This window comes from Rhodanobacter sp. MP1X3, assembly GCF_014207165.1.
Taxonomy (GTDB): domain Bacteria; phylum Pseudomonadota; class Gammaproteobacteria; order Xanthomonadales; family Rhodanobacteraceae; genus Rhodanobacter.
Window position 1 is genome coordinate 277,167 of record NZ_JACHCO010000003.1, and the last position, 22,043, is coordinate 299,209.

Annotated in this window: 15 protein-coding genes and 1 pseudogene; 10 read left to right on the forward strand and 6 right to left on the reverse strand. The window is 57.2% G+C overall.

Features of this window, described 5'->3' with window-relative positions; all coding sequences use genetic code 11:
• Window positions 1-130 precede the first annotated feature (130 nt).
• The 10 genes from HDE79_RS10410 to HDE79_RS10455 all read left to right on the forward strand — a co-directional run bounded on the left by HDE79_RS10410 (window position 131) and on the right by HDE79_RS10455 (window position 15,756).
• On the forward strand, window positions 131-1,300 hold the full coding sequence (locus tag HDE79_RS10410) for a PLP-dependent aspartate aminotransferase family protein (protein ID WP_184601900.1): 1,170 nt from the start codon (window positions 131-133) through the stop codon (window positions 1,298-1,300).
• An 89-nt stretch (window positions 1,301-1,389) separates the two neighbouring features.
• On the forward strand, window positions 1,390-2,754 hold the full coding sequence (locus HDE79_RS10415) for a glycosyltransferase family 4 protein (RefSeq protein ID WP_184602115.1): 1,365 nt from the start codon (window positions 1,390-1,392) through the stop codon (window positions 2,752-2,754).
• A gap of 12 nt (window positions 2,755-2,766) precedes the next feature.
• Complete coding sequence (locus HDE79_RS10420) at window positions 2,767-3,561, forward strand: ABC transporter permease (protein ID WP_184601901.1); 795 nt, start codon at window positions 2,767-2,769, stop codon at window positions 3,559-3,561.
• A complete protein-coding gene (locus HDE79_RS10425) occupies window positions 3,558-4,784 on the forward strand; it encodes an ABC transporter ATP-binding protein (protein ID WP_184601902.1) in 1,227 nt (408 codons plus the stop codon). Before HDE79_RS10420 ends, HDE79_RS10425 begins: the two co-directional genes overlap by 4 nt.
• Entirely contained in the window at window positions 4,781-6,199 is a 1,419-nt protein-coding gene (locus tag HDE79_RS10430) for an FkbM family methyltransferase (RefSeq protein WP_184601903.1), read from the forward strand. The genes HDE79_RS10425 and HDE79_RS10430 overlap by 4 nt, the downstream gene beginning before the upstream one ends.
• A gap of 48 nt (window positions 6,200-6,247) precedes the next feature.
• Window positions 6,248-9,691: a glycosyltransferase family 1 protein gene (locus HDE79_RS10435; protein ID WP_343205952.1), complete on the forward strand. Its 3,444-nt coding sequence runs from the start codon at window positions 6,248-6,250 to the stop codon at window positions 9,689-9,691.
• Between the two features lie 118 nt (window positions 9,692-9,809).
• On the forward strand, window positions 9,810-10,844 hold the full coding sequence (gmd, locus tag HDE79_RS10440) for a GDP-mannose 4,6-dehydratase (RefSeq protein WP_184601905.1): 1,035 nt from the start codon (window positions 9,810-9,812) through the stop codon (window positions 10,842-10,844).
• Window position 10,845: 1 nt separating this feature from the next.
• A complete protein-coding gene (locus HDE79_RS10445) occupies window positions 10,846-11,739 on the forward strand; it encodes an NAD-dependent epimerase/dehydratase family protein (RefSeq protein ID WP_184601906.1) in 894 nt (297 codons plus the stop codon).
• Window positions 11,718-14,402, forward strand: coding sequence for a phospholipid carrier-dependent glycosyltransferase (locus HDE79_RS10450; RefSeq protein WP_184601907.1), 2,685 nt, complete (start codon window positions 11,718-11,720; stop codon window positions 14,400-14,402). Before HDE79_RS10445 ends, HDE79_RS10450 begins: the two co-directional genes overlap by 22 nt.
• 10 nt (window positions 14,403-14,412) lie before the next feature.
• Window positions 14,413-15,756: a phosphomannomutase gene (locus tag HDE79_RS10455; RefSeq protein WP_304625075.1), complete on the forward strand. Its 1,344-nt coding sequence runs from the start codon at window positions 14,413-14,415 to the stop codon at window positions 15,754-15,756.
• A 638-nt stretch (window positions 15,757-16,394) separates the two neighbouring features.
• Here the strand turns inward: HDE79_RS10455 and HDE79_RS21970 are convergent.
• The 6 genes and pseudogenes from HDE79_RS21970 to HDE79_RS10485 form a co-directional block, all read right to left on the reverse strand.
• A pseudogene (locus HDE79_RS21970) lies at window positions 16,395-16,548 on the reverse strand (transposase); the annotation flags it as partial.
• A 71-nt stretch (window positions 16,549-16,619) separates the two neighbouring features.
• Entirely contained in the window at window positions 16,620-17,564 is a 945-nt protein-coding gene (locus HDE79_RS10465) for a glycosyltransferase family 2 protein (protein WP_184601909.1), read from the reverse strand.
• Window positions 17,565-17,735: 171 nt separating this feature from the next.
• On the reverse strand, window positions 17,736-18,704 hold the full coding sequence (locus tag HDE79_RS10470) for a lysylphosphatidylglycerol synthase domain-containing protein (protein WP_184601910.1): 969 nt from the start codon (window positions 18,702-18,704) through the stop codon (window positions 17,736-17,738).
• Window positions 18,701-19,492 carry a class I SAM-dependent methyltransferase gene (locus HDE79_RS10475; RefSeq protein WP_184601911.1) on the reverse strand — a complete coding sequence of 264 codons (792 nt, stop codon included), beginning with the start codon at window positions 19,490-19,492 and terminating at the stop codon, window positions 18,701-18,703. The genes HDE79_RS10470 and HDE79_RS10475 overlap by 4 nt, the downstream gene beginning before the upstream one ends.
• 3 nt (window positions 19,493-19,495) lie before the next feature.
• Entirely contained in the window at window positions 19,496-20,638 is a 1,143-nt protein-coding gene (locus HDE79_RS10480; RefSeq protein WP_184601912.1) for a glycosyltransferase, read from the reverse strand.
• 517 nt (window positions 20,639-21,155) lie between these two features.
• Window positions 21,156-22,043, reverse strand: a complete 888-nt coding sequence (locus HDE79_RS10485; RefSeq protein ID WP_184601913.1) for an FAD-binding protein — start codon at window positions 22,041-22,043, stop codon at window positions 21,156-21,158.

A 22,043-nucleotide genomic window follows, 5' to 3' on the forward strand; every position in this document is an offset into this window, starting at 1 on the left:
GATACCCGCCCTCAAGACGGCGGCCATATACATGAACAGATTTCACGACAGCCGTTCAGCCAGTGATGGCATGGCGAGCTAAGATAGACGTTTTGCCCCGTGCCGATTTCTTCCGGATGCCATGACCGCCATGAAAAACCGCAGCAAACCTGAGGCACTTGGTCTGGGCACCCGTGCCATCCACGCCGGTCAGCACCCCGACCCCAGCACTGGCGCGATCATGACGCCGATCTACGCCACCTCGACCTATGTGCAGGAGAGTCCAGGCAAGCACAAGGGTTACGAGTACTCGCGCACGCAGAACCCCACCCGGATGGCTTACGAGCGTTGCGTTGCGGATCTGGAGGGCGGCATGGCCGGCTTCGCGTTTGCCTCCGGTCTGGCCGCCGCGGCGACGATACTGGATCTGCTCGATTCGGGTAGTCACGTGATCGCGATGGACGATCTCTATGGCGGTACTTACCGTTTGTTTGAGAAGGTGCGGCGGCGCTCGGCCGGGCTGGACTTCAGCTTTCTCGATCTGAACGACAGCGCTGCGATGAAGGCGGCTCTCAAGCCCAATACGCGGATGATCTGGGCTGAAACGCCGACCAATCCGATGCTCAAGCTGGTCGACTTGGCCAAGGTCGCTGCGTTCGCGAAGAAGCATGGCCTGATCCTGGTGGTGGACAACACCTTTTGCTCGCCGATGATCCAGCGCCCACTTGAATATGGCGCGGATCTTGTGCTGCATTCGGCAACCAAGTACCTCAACGGCCATTCCGACATGGTCGGCGGCATCGTGGTTGCCGGTAGCAAGGAACTGGCCGAGCAGATGGGTTTTCTGCAGAACTCGGTCGGCGCCGTGGCTGGCCCGTTCGATGCGTTCCTCGCCATGCGTGGCTTGAAGACTCTGCATCTGCGCATGAAGGCGCATTGCGAGAGTGCGCTGGAACTGGCGAAGTGGCTGGAGAAGCACCCAGCGGTCGAACGGGTGATCTACCCGGGCCTCAAGAGCCATCCGCAGCATGCCCTTGCGAAGCGCCAGATGAATGGTTTCGGCGGCATTATCACGATCGAAGTGAAGGGTGGCCTGAAAAAAGCCAAGCGGATGCTTGAGCGTTGCGAATTGTTCGCACTGGCCGAGTCGCTGGGTGGCGTCGAAAGCCTGATCGAACACCCGGCGATCATGACTCATGCTTCGGTCCCGGTCGCCATCCGCAAGCGCTTGGGCATCAGCGATGGCTTGATCCGATTGTCGGTGGGTGTGGAGGATCTTGCCGATCTTCGTGCGGAGCTGACGTACGCTTTGGGCAACTGAGCCATGGCGTGCATGTATACGAACGCTGGTATATCGATCAGAGGTCTGCGGTGAGTGGCGCCGGTAAGCCACGGAGAAGCGTGGGGCTCATGTTGCTCAACCTGTCGGCGTGGATTCGCCGACAGCCTTGGTTGAAGGAAGTCTATCGCCATTTCCCGCAGCCGCTGCGCAACAAGGTGTCCGAAACGCTCGCTTCGCGTGCCAGTACACAGATCAGATTTCAGCGGACATCGAACTGGGAGCATCGCGCACGGTTAGCCATCTCTCCGAGTGTGGAGATGGCTAACCGCAAGTTCGGCGCAGCGGCCGGCGTGAACGTGTTTGCCTATGCGCGTGGACAGTCCGGACTCGGTGAGAGTGCGCGTCTGTATGTGCGTGCCTTGCTGGCCGAGGGCTATCCCGTGGCTGTGCACAACATAGATATCGATATACCCCATGGCATGGACGACACCAGCCTGGACGAGCATATCGGTACGGATACGCCGCACGGCATCAATCTGGTTTTCGTCAATCCGGACTATCTCGACGATGCCATTGCCAACATCGGGCGCGAGCGTCTCGCCGGTCGCTACACGATGGCATGCTGGTTCTGGGAGCTGGAGAAGTTTCCAGAAGAATGGCTTCCTGCACTGCAGGTAGTCGACGAGATCATGGTCTCGTCAAGTTTTATCGGGGAAGTGATCAGGCCAGTTACGGACAAGCCTATATTGCACGTGCCGCTGCCTGTCGATGAAATTGATGACAGCGGTTTGACTCGGGCGGACTTTGGTTTGGAAGAGGATGTCTTCATCTTCCTCAACAGTTTCGATTTCAACTCCTTCCTGACCCGGAAGAATCCATTCGCCGTCATCGAAGCGTTTCACCGTGCTTTCGCTGTTGGTCGAACGGATGTGCGACTGCTGATCAAGTCCAGCAACGGTCATCGTCATCCCGACAAGTTGCGCGAGCTGTTGAACGCGATAGTGGGCGATCAGCGCATTCTAGTCCGCGACGAGGTGATTGATCGCAGTGACGTGCAGGCGCTCCAGCGGTGCGCAGATGCGTACGTCTCGCTGCATCGTGCCGAGGGGTTCGGGCTCGGGCTTGCCGAGTGTATGCGGCTAGGCAAGCCGGTGATTGCCACAGCGTGGTCTGGCAACATGGAATTCATGACACCTGAAAACAGTTGTCTGGTCGATTATCGATTGGTGCCGGTGGGCGAAGGTGATTATCTCCATCACGTCGGTCAGCGTTGGGCCGAGCCGGACATAGACCATGCGGCGACATACATGCGGCGGCTGGCGGATGACCGCGAGTTCGCAGCAAGTATCGGTGCTCAGGCAGCGTTTGACATTCGCGACAAGCTTTCGCCACATACTGCGGCAGAGCGGATCATTCATCGACTGGAGGCGTTGTCGCCGCCTTCCGATACATACGGCGCCGCAGGCACTCGTTCGGCAACTGGCACCACATAAAGGTATCGCTTCATGAAAGAAATTTTGGCGGCGATATGGGGTTATCGCCATTTCATTGTTTCGTCGATCAAGAACGACCTGCGTTCACGATTTGCGCGCAGTAAGCTTGGCGCCCTCTGGATGGTTCTGCAGCCTTTGGCGCAGGTTGCTATCTACGCGCTGGTGCTGTCGCGCATCATGGCGGCCAAGCTACCGGGTATCGACAACCGCTATGCGTATGTGATCTACCTGATGGCGGGCATGATCGCCTGGTCGCTGTTCGCCGAAGTGGTGACGCGATCGCTGACCATATTCGTGGACAGCGGCAACTTGATGAAGAAGATGGCATTCCCGCGGGTCTGTCTGCCTATTATCATTGGCGGCTCGTCGCTGGTGAACAATTTGCTCTTGCTGGCGACGGCGGTGGGCGTGTTCCTGCTGATCGGCCACCCGCCAACCCTGGCAATGCTGTGGTTGCCACTGCTGATCGGTATCAACCTGGCCTTTGGGCTTGGCCTCGGCCTGATCTTGGGTGTCCTTAACGTATTTGTGCGGGATGTGGCCCAGGTCATGACCGTGGTGTTGCAGTTGTTGTTCTGGCTGACCCCGGTCGTGTACATGCCGACCATCATCCCAGATCGTCTGCGCGTGATACTAGAGTTCAACCCAATGATGCACATGGTGGTTGCGTTCCAGAATGTGCTGCTTTATGGACGCGCACCAGGTATCAACGGCCTGATCGTGCTCGCGGTAGCGTCGATAATCCTGTTGTTGTTTGCGCTGTTCTTGTTCAGGCGCGCGGCGCCGGAAATGGTGGACGTACTGTGAACGAACCTCTTTTAGCTGTTCGAGGGCTGGGCAAGGCCTTTCGTGAATACCGCTCTGAATGGCAGCGCTTCGCGGGATGGTTCGGTTTCAGAGTTTCGACAAAATCAGAAAGCTGGGTCTTGCGCGATATTTCGTTCAGTGTCGCGCCAGGGGAATCCATCGGTATTGTTGGCCAGAACGGCGCAGGCAAGAGTACTCTGCTCAAGCTGATCACCGGGACCCTCAAGGGCACCACGGGAACCGTGGCGGTGAACGGGCGTATTGCGGCGATCCTTGAGCTTGGCATGGGGTTCAGTCCCGAACTCAGCGGACGCGCGAATGTCTACCATTCGGCAGGGCTGATGGGTTTTTCCCGACAGGCCATTGACAGCGTCATCGATGATATCGAGGCATTTGCGGAGATCGGTGGGTACTTCGATGAACCCGCGCGCACTTATTCCACCGGCATGCAGATGCGCGTGGCGTTCTCCGTCGCTACCGCATTCAGGCCGAATATTCTCATTGTCGATGAGGCGTTATCGGTCGGCGATGCTTATTTCCAGCACAAGTGCTTCAAGCGGATTCGTGAATTTCGCGAACAGGGCACCAGTCTCCTGATTGTTTCGCATGATGCGAGTGCAGTTCAGAATCTGTGCGACCGTGCGCTGTTGCTCGAGGGCGGTGCATTGATCAAGGATGGCGATCCCGCCGAGGTCATGGATTTATACAACGCGCTGATTGCCGAGCGCGAGAACAGTACAGTCCAGATCATGGAACATCAGAGCGGCAGAAAGCAGACTGTTTCTGGTACCGGCGAAGCACGTGTCGAAGACATACAGCTGCTGAGCAGAGACGACCAGCCGATCGAGTTTGTGGGTGTTGGGGAGTCAGTGACGCTGCGCATAGTGGTGGCGGCCAGTGTTGATGTGCCACGTCTGGTATTGGGTTACATGATCAAGGATCGACTGGGTCAGCCAGTATTCGGCACCAATACCCACTTCACGGGGCAGGCCATTGAGCTGGTCAAGGCTGGCCAGCGGATCGAGTTTCAAATTGCGTTTCCGATGAATTTCGGTCAAGGCAGCTATTCGATCTCGACGGCACTCGTCAGCACCGATACCCATCTGGTCAACAACTACGAATGGCGAGATCTGGCGCTTGTCTTTACCGTTTCCAATATGAACCATGCGCAGTTTATCGGGTCAGCTTGGGTGCCACCCGATATCAGGATCGAAATGTCGTGACCAACGTTTCTTATGCTCAGAACTATGAAGACGTAATGTTGCTCCGTGCGCTAAGCGGAGTGCAGCGTGGTTTCTACATTGATGTCGGCGCGCAGGATCCGACTATAGATTCGGTAACCAAGATGTTCTACGAGCGAGGCTGGCATGGCATCAATATCGAGCCGGTTTCGCACTGGTTTGAGCGCCTGCTGACTGACCGACCGCATGACATCAATCTGCAGCTTGCCGTGTCCGACGTGCCCGGACAATTGCACTTGTTCGAAGTCGAAGATAGTGGACTTTCAACAACCGACCCCGAGTTTGCACAACGACATGCACAGGCCGGATTCCGTATTCGTGAGTCGGATGTCGGCTGTGTGACTCTTGATCATATCTGTGAGGTGCATGGGGTCATCGATGTTCACTTCCTCAAAATTGACTGCGAGGGAGCAGAAGCTGCAGCTTTGCGCGGTATATCGCTTAACCGGGTGCGCCCATGGATTATTCTCCTTGAGGCTACTGAGCCGAATAGTCAGAAGCCAGCCTATGCCGAATGGGAACCGCTACTCACGCAGCGAGGTTACCGATTTGCATATGCCGATGGGCTAAACCGGTTCTATGTGGCGGACGAGCATGCAGCGCTGCTCGGGGCTTTTGCATATCCACCTAACGTTTTCGATAAATTTGTCCTGGCAAATGAAGTGGCTGCGCATGACCATCTACGCGAGGTCCAAGGTCATCTGGCGATCGCCATTGATGCACAGCATATGGCGCGTTTGCATGCGGAGAACGAGCGCCGCGAAGTGACTCTGGTTGAATTGAGGAGGGTATTGGAAGAGCGCGAATGCGCGCTGGTCCAATCCAACAATGCGCTGATCCAAGCCAAGGATGAACTTACCCAAGCCAACGAAATGATGCGGCATAGCGCCGATGAAGTCTTGCGACTGCACGACGAGACCAAGTTCCGAGCCCCTGAAATCGATCGTTTACAGCATGAGATTGCGGTCGGCAATCAGGAGGTTGGTCGGCTGCACTATGCGGTCGCGGCTCGCAATCAGGAAATCGGGCGATTGAATGCAGCGCTTCAATTGATCAATGAAAGTACATCTTGGCGTGTCACGGCTCCGTTACGGGCAGTGGGTCGAGCAGTGCGCGTTCTGAGACGCTTTGGTCGCGGTTTGGCCTATCAGATACTTCGATGGCCGGCACGTCTTGTCCGGCCGCTGCTGCGCAAGATCGTGCAATGGCCATGGTTGAGATCGTCTGCGGTTGCCATCGCAGGACATGAGTCACGGATTGTTGTGAAGGCGCGTCTGTTCCTTTTCGGTGCACCACCATCGGCACGGGCAAAGGGGGCGATACTTTCGGAAGTACCATTGACACGATCTGCCATTCGCGTACTTGAAGTGGTCGAGCAAGTCAGGAAGCAGAAATAGTTGCATTCGCTTTCACAGCATCCAGAAGGAGGATGGATTTTGCATATTGTGTTGGACCTGCAGGCGTGTCAGTCACCAGAAGGCCGTCGTCGCGGGATCGGTCGCTATTCCCTGGCGCTGGCCAAAGCCATGGCCGCGCATTCGCGTGGCCATGACATCACCGTGCTGCTCAACATGGCGATGAGTGAGTCGATCGAATACTTGCGTGGTGAGTTCGATGGATTATTGCCGCAAGCACGCCTGATAACTTGGGATGCGGTGGCGCCCACGGCGTACATGGATACTGCCAACACGTTCAGGAGAGAGGCTTCCGAGATGTTGCGATTGCAGGTCCTGCGACAGCTTAAGCCCGATATTGTGCATGTTGCCAGCATGATTGAAGGATTTGCGGAGGAACCTGTAGCTACAATTCCAGCGACCGCGAAAGGGTATTCGAACGCCGCCACGTTGTACGACCTGATCCCGCTGGCGCATCCAGAGAAGTATCTATTGGACCCCCGTAACCGGCAGTGGTACATGGAGAAGATCGAGTATCTTCGTCGTGCCGATGTGCTGCTCGGCATATCCCGATTTACCTGTGATGAGGCGCATGAGCTGTTGTCGATCCCGCAGGACCGTCTCACTGATATTTCAGGGGCCGCCGATGCCATCTTCAAGCCACTTGTTGGTGCAGAAGGTTTCCGGCAGGAATTGATGCGCAGGTACGGTGTGCTCAGATCATTCGTGATGTACGCGGGTGGATTCGATCCAAGAAAGAACATTGGTGCATTGATCCAAGCATTTGCGTTGCTGCCCGGCGCGGTGCGTTGCGCCCATCAGTTGGTCATCGTTGGGGGGGCGCCAGAGCCGGAGCGTGATGCATTGACCGCCCTCATGGCGAAGGTCGGTATCGCTGCCGATGAGGTAGTGTTTACCGGCTATGTGCCGGACAGTGATCTGGTCAAGCTGTACAACCTTTGCGCGCTGTATGTCTTTCCGTCGCTACAGGAAGGCTTCGGGCTGCCAGCGCTGGAAGCAATGTCCAGTGGAGCTATTGTCATCGGGGCCAATACATCCAGTTTGCCGGAGGTCATCGGGCATCCAGGATCGTTGTTCGATCCCTTCCGTCCCCAAGCTATTGCTGACAAAATCGTTGAAGCACTAACGGATGCGGCATTTCGCGAAAGTCTTCGTAATCATGGCCTCAAGCAGCCGCTGAAATTTTCTTGGCAGGAATCGGCCAGACGTGCCATCGGAGCGTTCGAGGCCGCGGTAGAGCGACGCCAGCCGACAACGTCCATCGTCGTCCCCGGGCAACGTGATTCCGTTGCGTTCCTCCCGGCGCCGAGATCAATCGCTACCGGCCATGGTATTGATTCCGCTGTGGTCTATGCTGACAGTGATTGTGAAGGCGTCGCCTCCAGGCGCTCGCTTGCCCGCTTTCGAGACGAGCGACAGCGTTTCGATCGGGTGCTCATCGAGCTGGCCGATCATCCCTACTGCGCCAAGACTCTTGCACTCGCTGTGGATGGCGTAGCCGATATCCTGTTGCATGGCAGGACCTTTGGCGCGGCGCTGCATAGACTTGCTGCAGACAAGTCCGGGCACGAGCTGGTTGTTTCTCTGCTCTACCGGTCCGGCGGATATAGGGCTTTGCGGGCAGCCATCAATGCGGACTTTTCCGCTGGCATCCTTGGCGCTCAGGTAAGTCCGGAGAGTCTGTCCACACTTGGTCATTGTCAGTTGCTTGCGAATGGCGAGCCAAGTGCCAGCGGTATGGCGCGTGTCGGATGGAACTGGCGGGACCGTGTGCGCGACGTTGCTGTGGAGCTGACTACGCTTGAAGGGAGTGTGGATGCTTCGGAAGGGGATTGGACCCGCGTGGCGGTGGCGATTTCCCAAAATATTCTGACGTCTGCGGGTGATCCGCAATGGCTAGTCGATATCTCGCAACTCATCGTTTGGGATGCTGGCACCGGCATTCAGCGTGTGGTGCGTCATGTACTTGACGAGTTATTTGTGGCCCCCCCATCCGGTTACCGTGTCGAGCCTGTCTACCTGGACAATGACGGGGCATTTCACTACGCGCGAAGTTACTGTGCGAGACGCTATTTCCCGGGCGAAACACTGCCAGTGGATGAGGTGGTTGAATTTTCTGTCGGAGATGTCTATCTCGGGCTGGACCTGGGTGCACATCTTGTTCCGCAATATATCGACCTTTTCCGGGAGATGCGTTATCGCGGGATACGGCAGCATTTCGTGGTCTATGACTTGTTGCCTATCATGCGTCCCGACTGCTTCAGGCCCGAGCTGTTAGCTATGTTCCGCTCCTGGTACGAGGCAGTGTCCGAAGTGGCGGATAGCGTCGTGTGCATTTCCCGCGCCGTTGCCGACGAGTTTGAGTCCTGGCTGTATCAGTCCATGCCGGCGCGCCAGCGTCCTCTGGCTATTGGTTACTTCCACCTGGGGGCCGATATCGCCAAAGCAGATGTAGGCGACGCATCTGGTGCACATGTCCATCCACAACTGGCTGGACTTGGCGAGCGTCCGACATTCCTAATGGTGGGTACGATCGAGCCGCGCAAGGGGCATGTGCAGGCACTGGAAGCGTTTGAGCGACTCTGGCAACAGGGCATAAAAGCCAATTTGTTGATTATCGGGCGCGCCGGCTGGCTGAGCGACCATGTCATGCAGCGCCTGCGCGAGCATCCGCAGCAAGGCAAGCAGTTGTTCTGGTTCGACACCGCTGATGACAACCTTTTGCTCGCGGCCTACCACAGTGCCTCCGCAATGCTGATGGCGTCGGAGGGAGAGGGCTTTGGTCTGCCGTTGATTGAGGCAGCGCATCATGGCGTGCCTCTGATTACCCGCGACCTGCCGGTTTTTCGGGAAATCGTCGCTGAGTACGGCTATTACTTCAGCGGGTACGATGCGGAAAATCTGGCCGATGCATTGAGTGCATGGCTAGCCCTCGATGCGCAAGGAGATGCGCCGCAGTCAGCTGGCATGCGCTGGCAGACCTGGGGCGAATCCACTGCCCAGTTGATCGATGTTGTGAGCCAGGAACATTGGATACATACATGGATGCCCGGACCATTATATCGTCACAAGGCTTATGACCACAGATTCCGGACAGAGGTCGGCAGGTTGGTGCGCGGTCGTATGGAATCGAGAGGTGTTGCTGGGCTGCTATTATGTGGACCATCTGTACCGATGCTGGCAGGGCGTTATCGCGTGTTGTTGTCCGGCGGTTGGCGCGATCAACCAGCTCCCGCGCGGTTGGATATCACCAGTGAGTCGGGGACGCGGATTCATGCGCAATGTGAATTTGGCGTCGAATATTCGTCGATTGATGGGTATCTGGTGGAAGTGGAACTAAATCTGAAGGTGGACGTTAAGGATTTGGCTATCCGCGTTGAAGTGGATGCGGATGCAGATCTGTGGATCGACGAGTTGGTGATGAGTCCTTGGGTGGACTTGCGCCTGTCTGATATGTCGCCGACCACGGTTTAGATGCGCGACATCAATTGCATGGATATCGAGGGTGTGGCGTATGTCGCCGAAGCCAACTGATCATCTGACCAGCAAAGTGAAATTATCTGAGGATATTTGTTTGAACAGCAATACGGATATGAAAACTGCCTTGATTACCGGAATCACCGGTCAGGATGGCGCTTATCTCGCGCAGTTGCTCCTGGACAAGGGTTACCGCGTCTATGGCACCTACCGTCGCACCAGCTCGGTCAATTTCTGGCGTATCGAAGAGCTTGGCATCGATCAGCACCCCAATCTGTCGTTGATGGAGTACGACCTCACCGATCTCGGATCGAGCATTCGATTGATCGAGACGACGGGTGTGGCCGAGATCTATAACCTTGCGGCACAAAGCTTCGTGGGTGTTTCCTTCGACCAGCCGATTACCACCGGCCACATCACCGGCATCGGTGCGGTGCACATGCTTGAAGCCATCCGCACGGTGAATCGCAATATCCGTTTCTATCAGGCGTCGACTTCGGAGATGTTCGGCAAGGTGCAGGCTGTGCCGCAGATCGAAACCACGCCGTTCTATCCGCGTAGCCCGTATGGCGTGGCCAAGCTCTACGCGCACTGGATGACAGTCAACTATCGCGAGTCCTACGGCATCTTCGGCAGCAGCGGCATTCTGTTCAACCACGAATCGCCGCTGCGAGGTCGCGAATTCGTGACACGCAAGATCACTGATGCCGTGGCCAAGATCACCCTGGGCAAACTTGATGTGCTGGAGCTGGGCAACCTGGATGCCAAGCGCGACTGGGGCTATGCGAAGGAATACGTGGAGGGGATGTGGCGCATGCTGCAAGTGGACGAGCCGGATACCTACGTGCTGGCAACCAACCGCACGGAAACCGTGCGTGATTTCGTGAGCATGGCATTCAAGGCTGCCAGCATTGACATCGAGTGGCGGGGTGAGGGTGAAGCTGAGCGCGGTGTGGATGCTGCCAGCGGAACAGTCCGTGTGCGCATCAATCCGCGCTTCTACCGCCCGGCGGAAGTGGAATTGCTGATCGGTGATCCCACCAAGGCACGCAGCAAGCTAGGTTGGGAGCCGAAGACCACGCTGGAAGAGCTTTGCCGCATGATGGTAGTTGCTGATATCAGCCGTAACGAGCGTGGGGCGTCGTTCTGACGTGGATCGACCACGCGCATTACTAACCGGTCGCAATGGGTTCACGGGCCAGTATGTGGCCCGTGAACTAGAGGCTGCTGGATATGAGGTTGTTGGCCTGAGCGACCGGCAGGACCCCGCGGATACGGGCTCGATTACCGCCAACCTGCTCGATCGCGAAGCAGTGCATGCAGCCGTTGCCGTAGTGCAGCCGGATGTGGTGCTGCATCTGGCGGCGATTTCATTCGTTGCCCACGGCGATGTGGACGAGATCTATCGCGTCAATGTCGTCGGTACGCGCAACCTGCTTGATGCCCTGGCATCTGCGCCGAAATTGCCGCGACTGGTTGTGCTGGCCAGTAGCGCCAATGTCTACGGAAACACGGATGTCGAACCGATCACCGAGGCAACGTCTCTGGCGCCGGAAAATGACTATGCGGTAAGCAAGTGCGCCATGGAGTACTTGGCTCGACTGTGGATGGGCAAGTTGCCCATCGTTATCACTCGGCCGTTCAATTACACCGGAGTAGGACAATCCGAACAGTTCCTGATTCCGAAGATAGTGGCCCACTTCCGTCGCGGTGAAAGAGTCATCGAACTTGGCAATACGCAAGTAGTGCGGGATTTCGGTGATGTACGCGATGTGGCCGCAACATATGCGGGTCTGGTTCGCTCCATGCCTGTGAATGGGGTTTTCAACATCTGCACGGGTGTTGGTCACTCCCTTGGCGATGTGCTGGACATGATGTGCGAGATCGCGGGCTATAGGATGGAAGTTCGCGTGAATCCACAGTTTGTGCGGGCGAACGAGGTGGCGCGACTGGTCGGCTCCAATGCCAGTATTCATTCTGTGCTGGGGACGGTTGCAGTCCGATCCTTGCGGGAAACGTTGGCATGGATGTATGCCGGCGATTGATTGTGAACAGCGATGGGCTCGGCGTGTTGTATCGACGGGGATTTGAGACGGGTCTTGCAGTGATGAAAGGGGGTGATATGGATCAGACAGTTGGGGAGGCCAATGGCCTGGTCGATCGCGTACTCGAATGGGTCGTTGTCTGGGTGCTGCTTGCCAGTGGGTTGGGTTTGGCAGCTACGCTCGCGCACCATTTTCTCGCGCCGCAGGTATGCATTGCCACCACCCTCCTGACAGGGATCTATGTGTGGCGTACCCGAGGGCGCAGATCCTCAAATCCGTTGGCTGGCGCAAAACCGAAGCACGTGATCTTGCTGATCCTGGTATGCCTGTTTTTCAGGTTGCCTGCTTTCAACTATGTGCTGGGCGGCCAGGATGAGGGGGTGTACGTCAATATGGCCAACTACATCGAGCGCACCGGAAGTCTCGTCGTATGGGACACGCCACTCGACAAGTTGCAGGGAACGCCTTTTGTCCAGACGTATCTCGATGAAAATCGGTTTCTGCCACCCCACCCCGAGTTGTCGAAAATGGAAGCGTACGTCGGCGGTGTCTATGTACGTAGCCATCAGAGCAACGTTCTCGACTTTCAGTTCTACCACTTGTTTCCAGTATGGATGGCGCTTGTTGCAGGATTGTTCGGCACTACATTCGCGGTGTACGCATTGACGTTGTTTGCATTGCTTTCTGTGGTGTTTATGTACCGTCTGACGCTGGTGCTGACCGGATCGTCGCGGGCAGCGCTGATTGCAGGATTGCTGCTGGCAATCAATCCACTGCATGCCTTCTTTTCGAAATTTCCAGTCACTGAGGTGCCTACATTGGCATTCTCATTGATAGGGTTCACCTATCTCGCGCTGTTCTGGCGTGCCGAAGGAGGCTCGCGCCACAGGTGCTGGTTGCTAGTGTCGATGCTCAGCTTCGGTGCCATGTTTGTGACCCACATAAGCGGCTTCATGTATGTCCCGTTCCTGATCGTCGTGGCGGTGGCGAGTGCCGCCAATGACGCAGATCGCGTGCGCCGGAATTACATGCAGATATGGGTGCTGGGTGTTGTAGCGCTCTATGCCATTTCAGTGGCCTATGGATTGCGCTGGTCGCATCAGTACGCAGCGGATATTTATCGGGCTTCCTTCGAACGTATCTTCCCTTCTCACTGGCAGGTCGGTGTGGCTGCTCTAGTGGTGGTGGTGCTGCTGGTCTGGTTTTGTCTGGTCGCGCTGGCGCAAACCGGCATGCGCCTACGTATCGACAGGTTCATTGTCGTACCGTTACGTCTTGCCGTCGCGCCCATTGTCCTGATCAGTCTCGCGCTGGGCATTTACAAAATCTATCAACTGGGCTGGACGGCTCATTATCAAGGCGATGTCTGGCTGGATACGCTGTGGGGGCTGGCCGGCAGCCACTGGGGAGCCGTGAAAGCTAGCAGTCTGGTGACATTTTTCGTCTACACAGGGCCGCTGTTGCCGTTGGCATTTCTTGGTCTTGTCCTACGGCGCCAGGATGAGCCACGCATTGAATTTTTGCGGCTATTCGTGGCAGGATTTTTTGTCTATATCGTGTTGTTGCAATGGACGGTACCCTATGGTCCTTACTATGCGCGCTATCTGCTTAGCGAAGCCGTTCCATACATGCTGTTGTTCTCCGTGGTGGCATGGGCCTGCATGCCAAAGAACGGTATCCGCCGTATTCTGAGTGCGATTCTGGCAATCACCCTGATCTACAGCGTTACAGCAACTGCAAGTCAGTTGGGAAAGAATGAAAACGAGGGGGCGTACCAGTCCCTGACACAGTTGTTGGCGCCGGTCGACAGCGGCGACATCATTCTGCTCGACACGTTGGAATCGAGAGCAGGCGTGCCGGACAACAATGAGCTCAAGACGCCGATCGTGTTTACCTTTGGCCTTAGTGCAGTCACGGTGAGTGGGGCCAGTCTTGCCGATCATGCATATATTGCTGCACTCAATGCACGCTACGATGACGTATTCTTGATCTCGCCGTCGGCTGTGGCTCCCGAAGGCTTTGACTCGATGGGCAGCACTCGGTTCCGGGTCAAGGCATATGAATGGGACCACTCTTTTCCACATGAGTTGTTCATGCGCGTAGATACACGCCTGTTCCTCTATCGTCTGAACAAGCCGATCTTTCCGCTTGGACATCCGGAAAGCTTCAAGGCACCTGGGGCCTGGAACGAGTGGCTGACGAGTGGCTGGAGCGATCCGGAAGCCGGGGGCGTATGGAGCAGTGGGACACACGCCGAGATCACCATTGACCCGCAGGAGTTATCGCACGTTGTGCAAGGCATTCACCTGAATTTCGAGGTGTATGGCTTGGTGACGAAAGAGCATCCGCGCCAGCGTATTCAGGTGAGTGTCAACGGTATGGCCGCCGGTACGCATGAGGTGGTTTATCCGAACAACCAGATGCAGTTCGATGTCGTGGTCCCTGCTGCCGATACAACTTCATCAAACGGGACTCGTATCGCTTTTGATCTTCCTGATGCCGTATCCCCTCAGTCTATCGGCATGAGTAGCGATCCGCGCGTGCTGGGCATCCAGTTGCAGACGATGACAGCATCACCACTCGATTCGGCCAGCCAGCTGTCGTCACCACCAATCAGCGGAGCCGCTGCGCCGGTGGTGTCCGATATACATAAATTGCATTGAGAACCTGCACATGCTCAAGTGTTTCAAGGCTTACGACATACGCGGCCGTGTACCCGATGAACTCAATGAGGACATCGCCTATCGGATTGGCCGAGCCTACGTTGAAATTCTGAAACCGCGCGATGTCGTGGTCGGTCAGGATGTGCGCCTCGACAGCCCGACGCTTGCAGCGGCGCTGACGCGCGGCATCAACGATGCTGGTGCTGCTGTCATCGACATCGGCTTGTGCGGGACTGAAGAGGTTTATTTCCAGACCGCGCATCGTCGTGTCGGCGGCGGCATCATGGTGACCGCCAGCCATAATCCCATGGACTACAATGGCATGAAGCTGGTGCGCGAAGACGCGCGACCGGTTAGCGGGGACACCGGGCTCAGGGACATCGAGGCGTTGGCCGAGTCAGGCGATTTCGCGCCATCGAGCCAGATCGGCTCCGTGCGGGTCGATAACGACAAATCCGCTTATATCGCGCACCTACTCAGCTATATCGACCGTGCGGCCCTGCGGCCGCTCAAGATTGTCGTCAACGCCGGCAATGGCGGTGCTGGTCTGGTGATCGACGAGCTCGCATCGTACCTGCCGTTCGAGTTCATTCGTATCCATCATGAGCCGGATGGCAGTTTTCCGCATGGCATACCTAATCCGTTGCTGCCGGAGAATCGTGCTGCGACGGTACAGGCCGTGCGCGAATCGGGTGCGGATATCGGCATCGCATGGGACGGTGATTTTGACCGTTGTTTCTTCTTCGATGCCGAAGGTCGCTTCATCGAGGGCTATTACCTTGTCGGCCTGCTTGCCGCTCAATTGCTGGCCAAGAATCCCGGTGGCCGGGTCATCCACGATCCACGCTTGACTTGGAACACCATCGAGATGGTGAACGAGGCAGGGGGCATAGCGGTGCTTGGCAAGACTGGCCACGCATTCATCAAGGAGCGCATGCGTACCGAGGATGCAGTCTACGGCGGCGAAATGAGTGCGCACCATTATTTTCGTGATTTTGCCTATTGCGACTCGGGGATGATCCCGTGGCTGCTGATCGCCGAGCGCATCTGCCGTACCGGAATCCCGTTGGCCGAGATGGTCGAGTCTCGCATGCAGACCTATCCGTGCAGTGGCGAGATCAATTTCCGCGTGGAGGATGCCGCAGGCACGCTGGACCGCATTCTTGCCCACTACGCAGTAGACGCTCCGACAATCGATCGAACGGACGGCTTGAGCCTGGAATTCCCGACATGGCGTTTCAATGTACGCTCGTCCAATACAGAGCCACTGTTGAGGCTCAATGTGGAGACGCGTGGCGACATGTCATTACTTCAAGGCAAGACCGATGAGTTGCGTCGACTGATCTGTGCATGAGGTGGTCTGCGATAAATATCCGGTAACTTTTCGCCAAGGGTGCGTCCGGACAAGTGCTTGACGCGTTGACTCGGAAAAGCACCTCGAAGGCGATTTTTCGGAATTTTCTTCAATGCAGTGTCCTCGATAATCCGAGTCATTCAGACGTAGAGGTAGCCGATGATGCCATGGCATATCGGATGGGTGACAGACCACGGAATGATCGATGAGGGCGATCGTGGTTGTAACGGTGCTTCCAGTTGTGGCTCACGCGGTGTACTTCATCGAGTGCGGTGAAGACATAGCGATCGAGTTTTGCCAAAGCCCTGACGTCGCAATGCCTGATCGCAGAGCAGCCCAAACCATGACCAGGGCTGTCCTTCTGATGGGTTTCGATGGCGGCGATCAGCCGCCCATCATCGCGACAACGAAGTCGATAATGACGCGCCGAACGTGACGGGCCCACAGCGCGATCAGCGCGCCGAGCACTCAGTCCATAACCGGGTTTGCATCGCCAGACTCAACATCAGCCGCTGGGCCGGGCTCAGGCTTTTCAGGAGAGCACATCTTTGAGCGCAATGGTGCTCCAAGGATAAGTTGGCATACATCTGTTTGAGCCGTGCCAGCGCGCGCTCAACATCCTTCAACTGCCGCATATGCGACACCTCCATGCCCGCGTACTTCACCTTCCAAACGTGGTATGTCGGCATCGCTCATGCTGTGTTTGCGACACGTCTAGGCGGCCTTCGCGCCAGCCTCAATTTCCTTGAGGATTCGGACTATCTGTTCTTCGGTGAACTTCGGCTTCTTCATGCAGAGCTCCTTCTTGGAGAAACTCTACTTCTTGATGGCTTGAATTATCGAGGACACTACAACGAAAGATTTCAGTCTCGTTGATGCTCGATATGCTGAAGTCGCAGGTTGATGCGTTCCAGCAGCTTCCGGTTGGTGGCGATGAGATCGCCGATGACGCCCATCATGAACAGGAGCAGGCCCGCAATGATGCACAGGGCACAGAAAATCACGGACTGTATGTGACCTTCGCCGTTGTCTTCCAACAGGTACCAGAGGAAGCGTGCGCCGGCGATCACTCCGGCGAACGTGAAAATCGCGCCGAAGAAAGCAAAGAACTTCAGCGGCTTGTAGATCACGAATACACGAAGGATCGTGGCGAGCGAACGCTGCACATAGCTCGAGATGCTCTTCACCAGTCGCGATGGCCGCAGATCGGCATTGGTGCGTATCGGAACAGAGATGATCCGCATGTTGCTCTGACCCGCCTGGATGATCGTCTCGAGTGTATAGGTGTAGGCATTGAACACGTTCAGCCGCATTGCCGCCTCGCGTGAAATGGCGCGGAACCCGCTCGGGGCGTCGGCTACCTCGGTGCGGCTGGCAACGCGTACCGCCCAGCTGCCCAGATGCTGCAGCTTCTTCTTGATCCATGAAAAGTGTTCCGTCTCGCTGATAGGCCGGGCGCCAATCACGATATCGGCATCGCCGGCAAGGACGGGGGTGGTCAGTTTGGGGATGTCCGCACCGTTGTATTGATTGTCGGCATCGGTGTTGACGATCACATTGGCGCCCAGCTTCAGGCAGGCGTCGATGCCTGTCATGAAAGCCTCGGCGAGGCCACGATTCACCGGATGGCGCACGACGTGGTGCACGCCGTTCCGACGGGCGACTTCCGCCGTATTGTCGGTCGAGCCGTCGTCGATGATCAGCCATTCGACTGTGCTGAAACCCTCGACCTCGCGCGGCAGTTCCGCGAGAGCAATGGCCAGGGTTTCGGCCTCGTTGAGGCAGGGGATCTGGATGATGAGCTTCATGAGGACGTGTTCCTTGTGCGCGGGGCTGACGATCTACGTCCGCACCGAAGTTCTTTCTCAGGTTTTTTGCTGGATGTTAGCGCTTGGACTCTGTCACTGCTTCGATATGCTTCGCATGGTTACTGTTCTACCACTGCGTGCTGGTCTTCAGGCTAAAGGCATGATGGTCCTTTAAATCGGCAGGTTGCGCTCTCGAACGCGCGTTGTGGCTATGCTCCCGCCAACCAGATTGATCAGATCGCCCGTCGTCGTCGCGATGCGCAGAGCCACAACTAATAGCACGATTTGTGCGGGCGGTAGCGCGCCGCTCAGCCAGCTACTGAGGATGGCTTCGCGGATGCCCAGCCCAGCCGGTGCACCGGGAGCAATGAACCCCAGAATCCAGCTACTGGCGAAGGCCCCGATCAGAAAGATCACGCTCGGTGTCGATGTAGTACCTGCCAGTAATGCGTGTGCAACCAGCCACAGTCCACCACCGATCAGGCAGAAGTTGATTGCATACATGACATAACAGGCGAGCACCGTGGTTGCGTTTAGGTGCAGCCTCGGCAGTACATAGTCCCGTTCATCCCGCTTGCTGGCACGGTAATGTGCCAGCCAAGAAGCTAGACGTGGCGCAAGAAGCAAGGCGGCGACTGCGCCAAGCGTCACCAGGGCCAGCAATGGCAGACGATATTCGGCGAGCTTCCAATGCAACAGCGCCGCCGGTGGCGTCCACAGCAAGGTCAGTGCACTGATATGCGCACAGGCGACCAGCATCAGCAGCATTTCGTAGGCTACCGAAAACAGCGCCGCTGGCAATTGCACGCCAGCGCCACGCGCCAGTGCGATACGGCCGATGTGTTGGGCAACGTTGCCTGGCAGGTATTTGCCAAACTGGGTGGTGGCCAGGATGGGTAACATGCGGCCATAACTGACCCGTTGTTCCATGGCGCGCAAAAGCCAGGTCCACGCGATGGCTGTGGTGGGAATTAGCACGACGTACAGCACGGTCAACGCTGCAGTTGCAGCCAGCACGCTGCTGTCCAGCAAACCCGATAAATCCTTGCCGGCCAGCGCGTGATGCGCATACAGCACGAAATAGATGCCTGCGGCGAGCGCCAGCAGCAGACCCAGCCAGCGAACCAGCTGCTTGATCATCTTGTGCGGGCTCGCAGCAGGTAGCCATTGCCGAGGGGCAGCTTGTGGGTCACTGCCTGGGCAGCAAATGCGCCGCCCAAGGCTAGCCGGCCGGGCAGTGAGCGCATCATCGGGTACCAACGCATGATGTGGTCACGTTCCACGCCACTACGGTTGCTGTTGGCCTGGTGATCGATATCACCAGAGGTTTCCGGGAGTTGGCGCCTGATCCCGCGGGCCTGCATTCGCTCGGTGAGATTGCCGAGGGGAAAACCGAAACATTCAATATGCTCAATCTCCAGACCAGCCGCAGTCACCACACGAATCAGATCGGATTTGCGGTAGCGTCGATAATGCCCCGCCCATTCGTCGGCAGCGCTCCACAGTCGCGGATGCGCAGGCACAGACATCAGCAAGGTTCCACGAGGAGCCAGCCATGAGGCCCATTGTTTCATGGCGTCGACATCGTCCCTGATGTGCTCAAGTACCTCAAAGGCCATTACGAGCGGGAAGCGGCCTGCCCATGAGGCTTTCGGCGTGTCATGCACGTTTATGGTGTGACCGGTTTTCTGCGTGAGGCGATCAATCAGTTCACGCGCCTGCGGTGAGGTTTCCAGCGCCTCGCAATGAAAGCCACGCATGGCGAGTTCCTGGAGGAGCATGCCTGCACCACAACCTATCTCGATGACATCACAAGGGTGCATGTCACGCAGCTGGCGCAGGATGCGCTGGCGGCGAAGCAGGTAGCGCGGCGCTGGTACCCAGCCTTCCTCGGGGGCTGCGGGACCAAGAAGGGGCAGGTTTTCCATGGGTCAGGATTCCAGTCCGAGGTGGCTTTTCAGTAGGGTGGTGCATTGCCGGCCAATGGCTGCGGCGCCGAGCTTGCCTTGAAGTGCTGCATGGCAGTGCATTGGAGGGCGGTCTTGTCGGGCGAGGGCGCGGACTGCGTTGGCCAGTGCGGTCGGGCTGGCGGCCGGGATCAGCTGGACGCAGGGAGATGTGTTATCCAGCATTTCGCGAATGGCAGGGGAATCCCGCGTGATCAGCTGACGGCCCATGGCGACGATCTGGAAGACTTTGTTGGGGATGACGCTGGCCGCCTTTTCCGATGTGCCGAAGATGCCAAGGCATACATCGGCTGCGGCAATGCAATGTGGCAACTGTCTATAGTCCACCCACGCATCCCAATGGAGTTTCGGCAAGGCTTGTTCGGCCAGCAATGCCTTAATTCGATCTGTCTCCTGTCCATTGCCGATCAACTGCCACTCGATGGGCTCATCGCGGGTAAGGCGAGCAGCATGCACGATGGTCTCGATACCGTGCAGCGGGATGAACTGGCCGTAGAACAGCACGCACAGGTCGGAAGTGGTGCCTGCGGTTCGAGTATCGGTTGTTTCTGCAGGGTCTGTGTGGAAGTATTCCGTTTCGGCGCCCACCCAGATCGCAGCAACGCTGCCTGGATCAAGTTTGAACAGCGTTTCGATGCGACGTGCGTGCGTCTGCGTATCAAGAAAAACGAGATCCGCACGGCGCAACGCAAATCCTTCCAGTGCATGTAGCAGTCGTGCGATAAGACCACCGCGACGCACCAACTGCCGGTCCTCCACGACGGTGTCGTAGAGTGACATGAACATGTCCCAGACCAATGGTATGCCACGCAACTTGCAGATCGGTGCAGCAACCAGAATATCCAGGATGCCGGGAAAGCCGATCAGTACGACATCAGGTCGCGCTGCACGTCCAAGCTGCCAAGCCAGCCGAGGATAAGAAAACAGCCAGCGCAACCCGAGGCAAAGTCGATGCCGGAAACCCCGTATCTGGGATTTGTCGGTAACGCCGCGCCATATGTCGGCGCGACATTCCTCTACCTCGACACCTGTGGAGCGAAGGCCATCGAGCAAGATGCGTGCACGAGGTTTGCCGGTGTCATAGGTGCCCCAGCAGAGAATGTGCATGGCTTTAGTATCGGACATCAATCGGCATGACGACGTGGACCGCAGCCATTGGTTTGTTCCAGCTCAGGAATCAACTTGGAACGGATGGGCGGAAAGCTTGAGGTCATCGACCATGACGTCGTTGCTGCCAAGCTTGATCTGAATGCGCATGTAGCAATCCACAGCATATGAAGTTCATGGCTCATGAGGGCTAAATACCTTGGCGCTATTTGCATTGTCCACGATACGAGCGGTTTATTTGTGCATCCCTTTTGGAGAGGCGCACGATACAGGGGGCTGCATTTACGGCAATGACCTCCTGGCCGCGGCGATATCGTGCTGCCCAATGATTACTCAGCGCGCGCAAACACTCGGGTTACCTGCGATCAGGAAAGAGACTAGGGATTCGGGGAGTACGCCTATGGAGAGACGTACACCGAAGCGTGCGAGGCGTCCGATAAACTCTATCATTTAGTGGTGGCGGCCCGGCCTTTGTCACGCATCATGAATTCCCGCATGTTTCGCAGGGTATCTTCCGTCACGCAAGTGCCTGCTCAAGGTCCGGCAGGATTTTGAAGAGATCGCCCACAAGGCCGAAATCCGCAATCTCGAAGATCGGTGCTTCGCCATCCTTGGCGACGATGGTACCTGCATCCTTGATGCCGGTGAGATGCTGGACGGCGCCGGAGATGCCGATGGCGATGTACAGCTCGGGGGCAATGATCTTGCCGGTCTGGCCGTGCATTTCGTTGGGGACGTAGCCGGCGTCGACGGCGGCGCGGGAGGCACCCACGGCGGCGCCGATCTTGTCGGCGAACTTGTAGATGATCTCGAAGTTTTCCTTCGAGCCAACGCCGCGGCCACCGGAAACGACCTTGCCGGCGCTCTGCAGATCAGGACGGTCGCTGCTGCCCTGTTTCAGTTCGACGAAGCGTGTATGCGTTGGCAGCGTGACGTCCAAGGTCATCGCTTCGGTCGGCGCGCTGTTGGAGCTGCTGTTGGCGGCAGGCCACGACGCGGTGCGGATGGTGGCGACTACGGCATGATCGGCATTCGCCTCGACCGTGATGATGGCGTTGCCGGCGTAAATCGGCCGTTTGAAGGTGTGGCTCGCTTCGACGCTCATCACGTCGCTGACCTGGGCCACGCCGAGCAGGGCGGCAACGCGCGGGGCGACGTCCTTGCCGAAGGTGGTAGACGGTGCGAACACGTGGCTGTAGCCGTCGGCGGCCTTGGCAATCTGCGGTGCCAGTACGGCAGCGAGCGGGTGCGCATTCTCGGCGCGGGTGACCGTGAGGACTTTGCTGACGCCTTCGATCTTGGCGGCATCGGCAGCGATGGTGTCAACGCTGTCGCCAAAGACCAGCGCTTTCTGGCAAGCGACGGATCGGACGTGGGGGCCGAACGAGCGGCGCAGATTAGACAT

What these genes read in the sequence shown, in the direction of transcription:
- HDE79_RS10410 (WP_184601900.1), top strand. Translation starts at nt 131, where the DNA reads ATGAAAAACCGCAGCAAACCTGAGGCACTTGGTCTGGGCACCCGTGCC.
- HDE79_RS10415 (WP_184602115.1), top strand. Translation starts at nt 1,390, where the DNA reads ATGTTGCTCAACCTGTCGGCGTGGATTCGCCGACAGCCTTGGTTGAAG.
- HDE79_RS10420 (WP_184601901.1), top strand. Translation starts at nt 2,767, where the DNA reads ATGAAAGAAATTTTGGCGGCGATATGGGGTTATCGCCATTTCATTGTT.
- gmd (WP_184601905.1), top strand. Translation starts at nt 9,810, where the DNA reads ATGAAAACTGCCTTGATTACCGGAATCACCGGTCAGGATGGCGCTTAT.
- HDE79_RS10450 (WP_184601907.1), top strand. Translation starts at nt 11,718, where the DNA reads ATGGATGTATGCCGGCGATTGATTGTGAACAGCGATGGGCTCGGCGTG.
- HDE79_RS10455 (WP_304625075.1), top strand. Translation starts at nt 14,413, where the DNA reads ATGCTCAAGTGTTTCAAGGCTTACGACATACGCGGCCGTGTACCCGAT.
- HDE79_RS10465 (WP_184601909.1), bottom strand. Translation starts at nt 17,564, where the DNA reads ATGAAGCTCATCATCCAGATCCCCTGCCTCAACGAGGCCGAAACCCTG.
- HDE79_RS10470 (WP_184601910.1), bottom strand. Translation starts at nt 18,704, where the DNA reads ATGATCAAGCAGCTGGTTCGCTGGCTGGGTCTGCTGCTGGCGCTCGCC.
- HDE79_RS10475 (WP_184601911.1), bottom strand. Translation starts at nt 19,492, where the DNA reads ATGGAAAACCTGCCCCTTCTTGGTCCCGCAGCCCCCGAGGAAGGCTGG.
- HDE79_RS10480 (WP_184601912.1), bottom strand. Translation starts at nt 20,638, where the DNA reads ATGCACATTCTCTGCTGGGGCACCTATGACACCGGCAAACCTCGTGCA.
- HDE79_RS10485 (WP_184601913.1), bottom strand. Translation starts at nt 22,043, where the DNA reads ATGTCTAATCTGCGCCGCTCGTTCGGCCCCCACGTCCGATCCGTCGCT.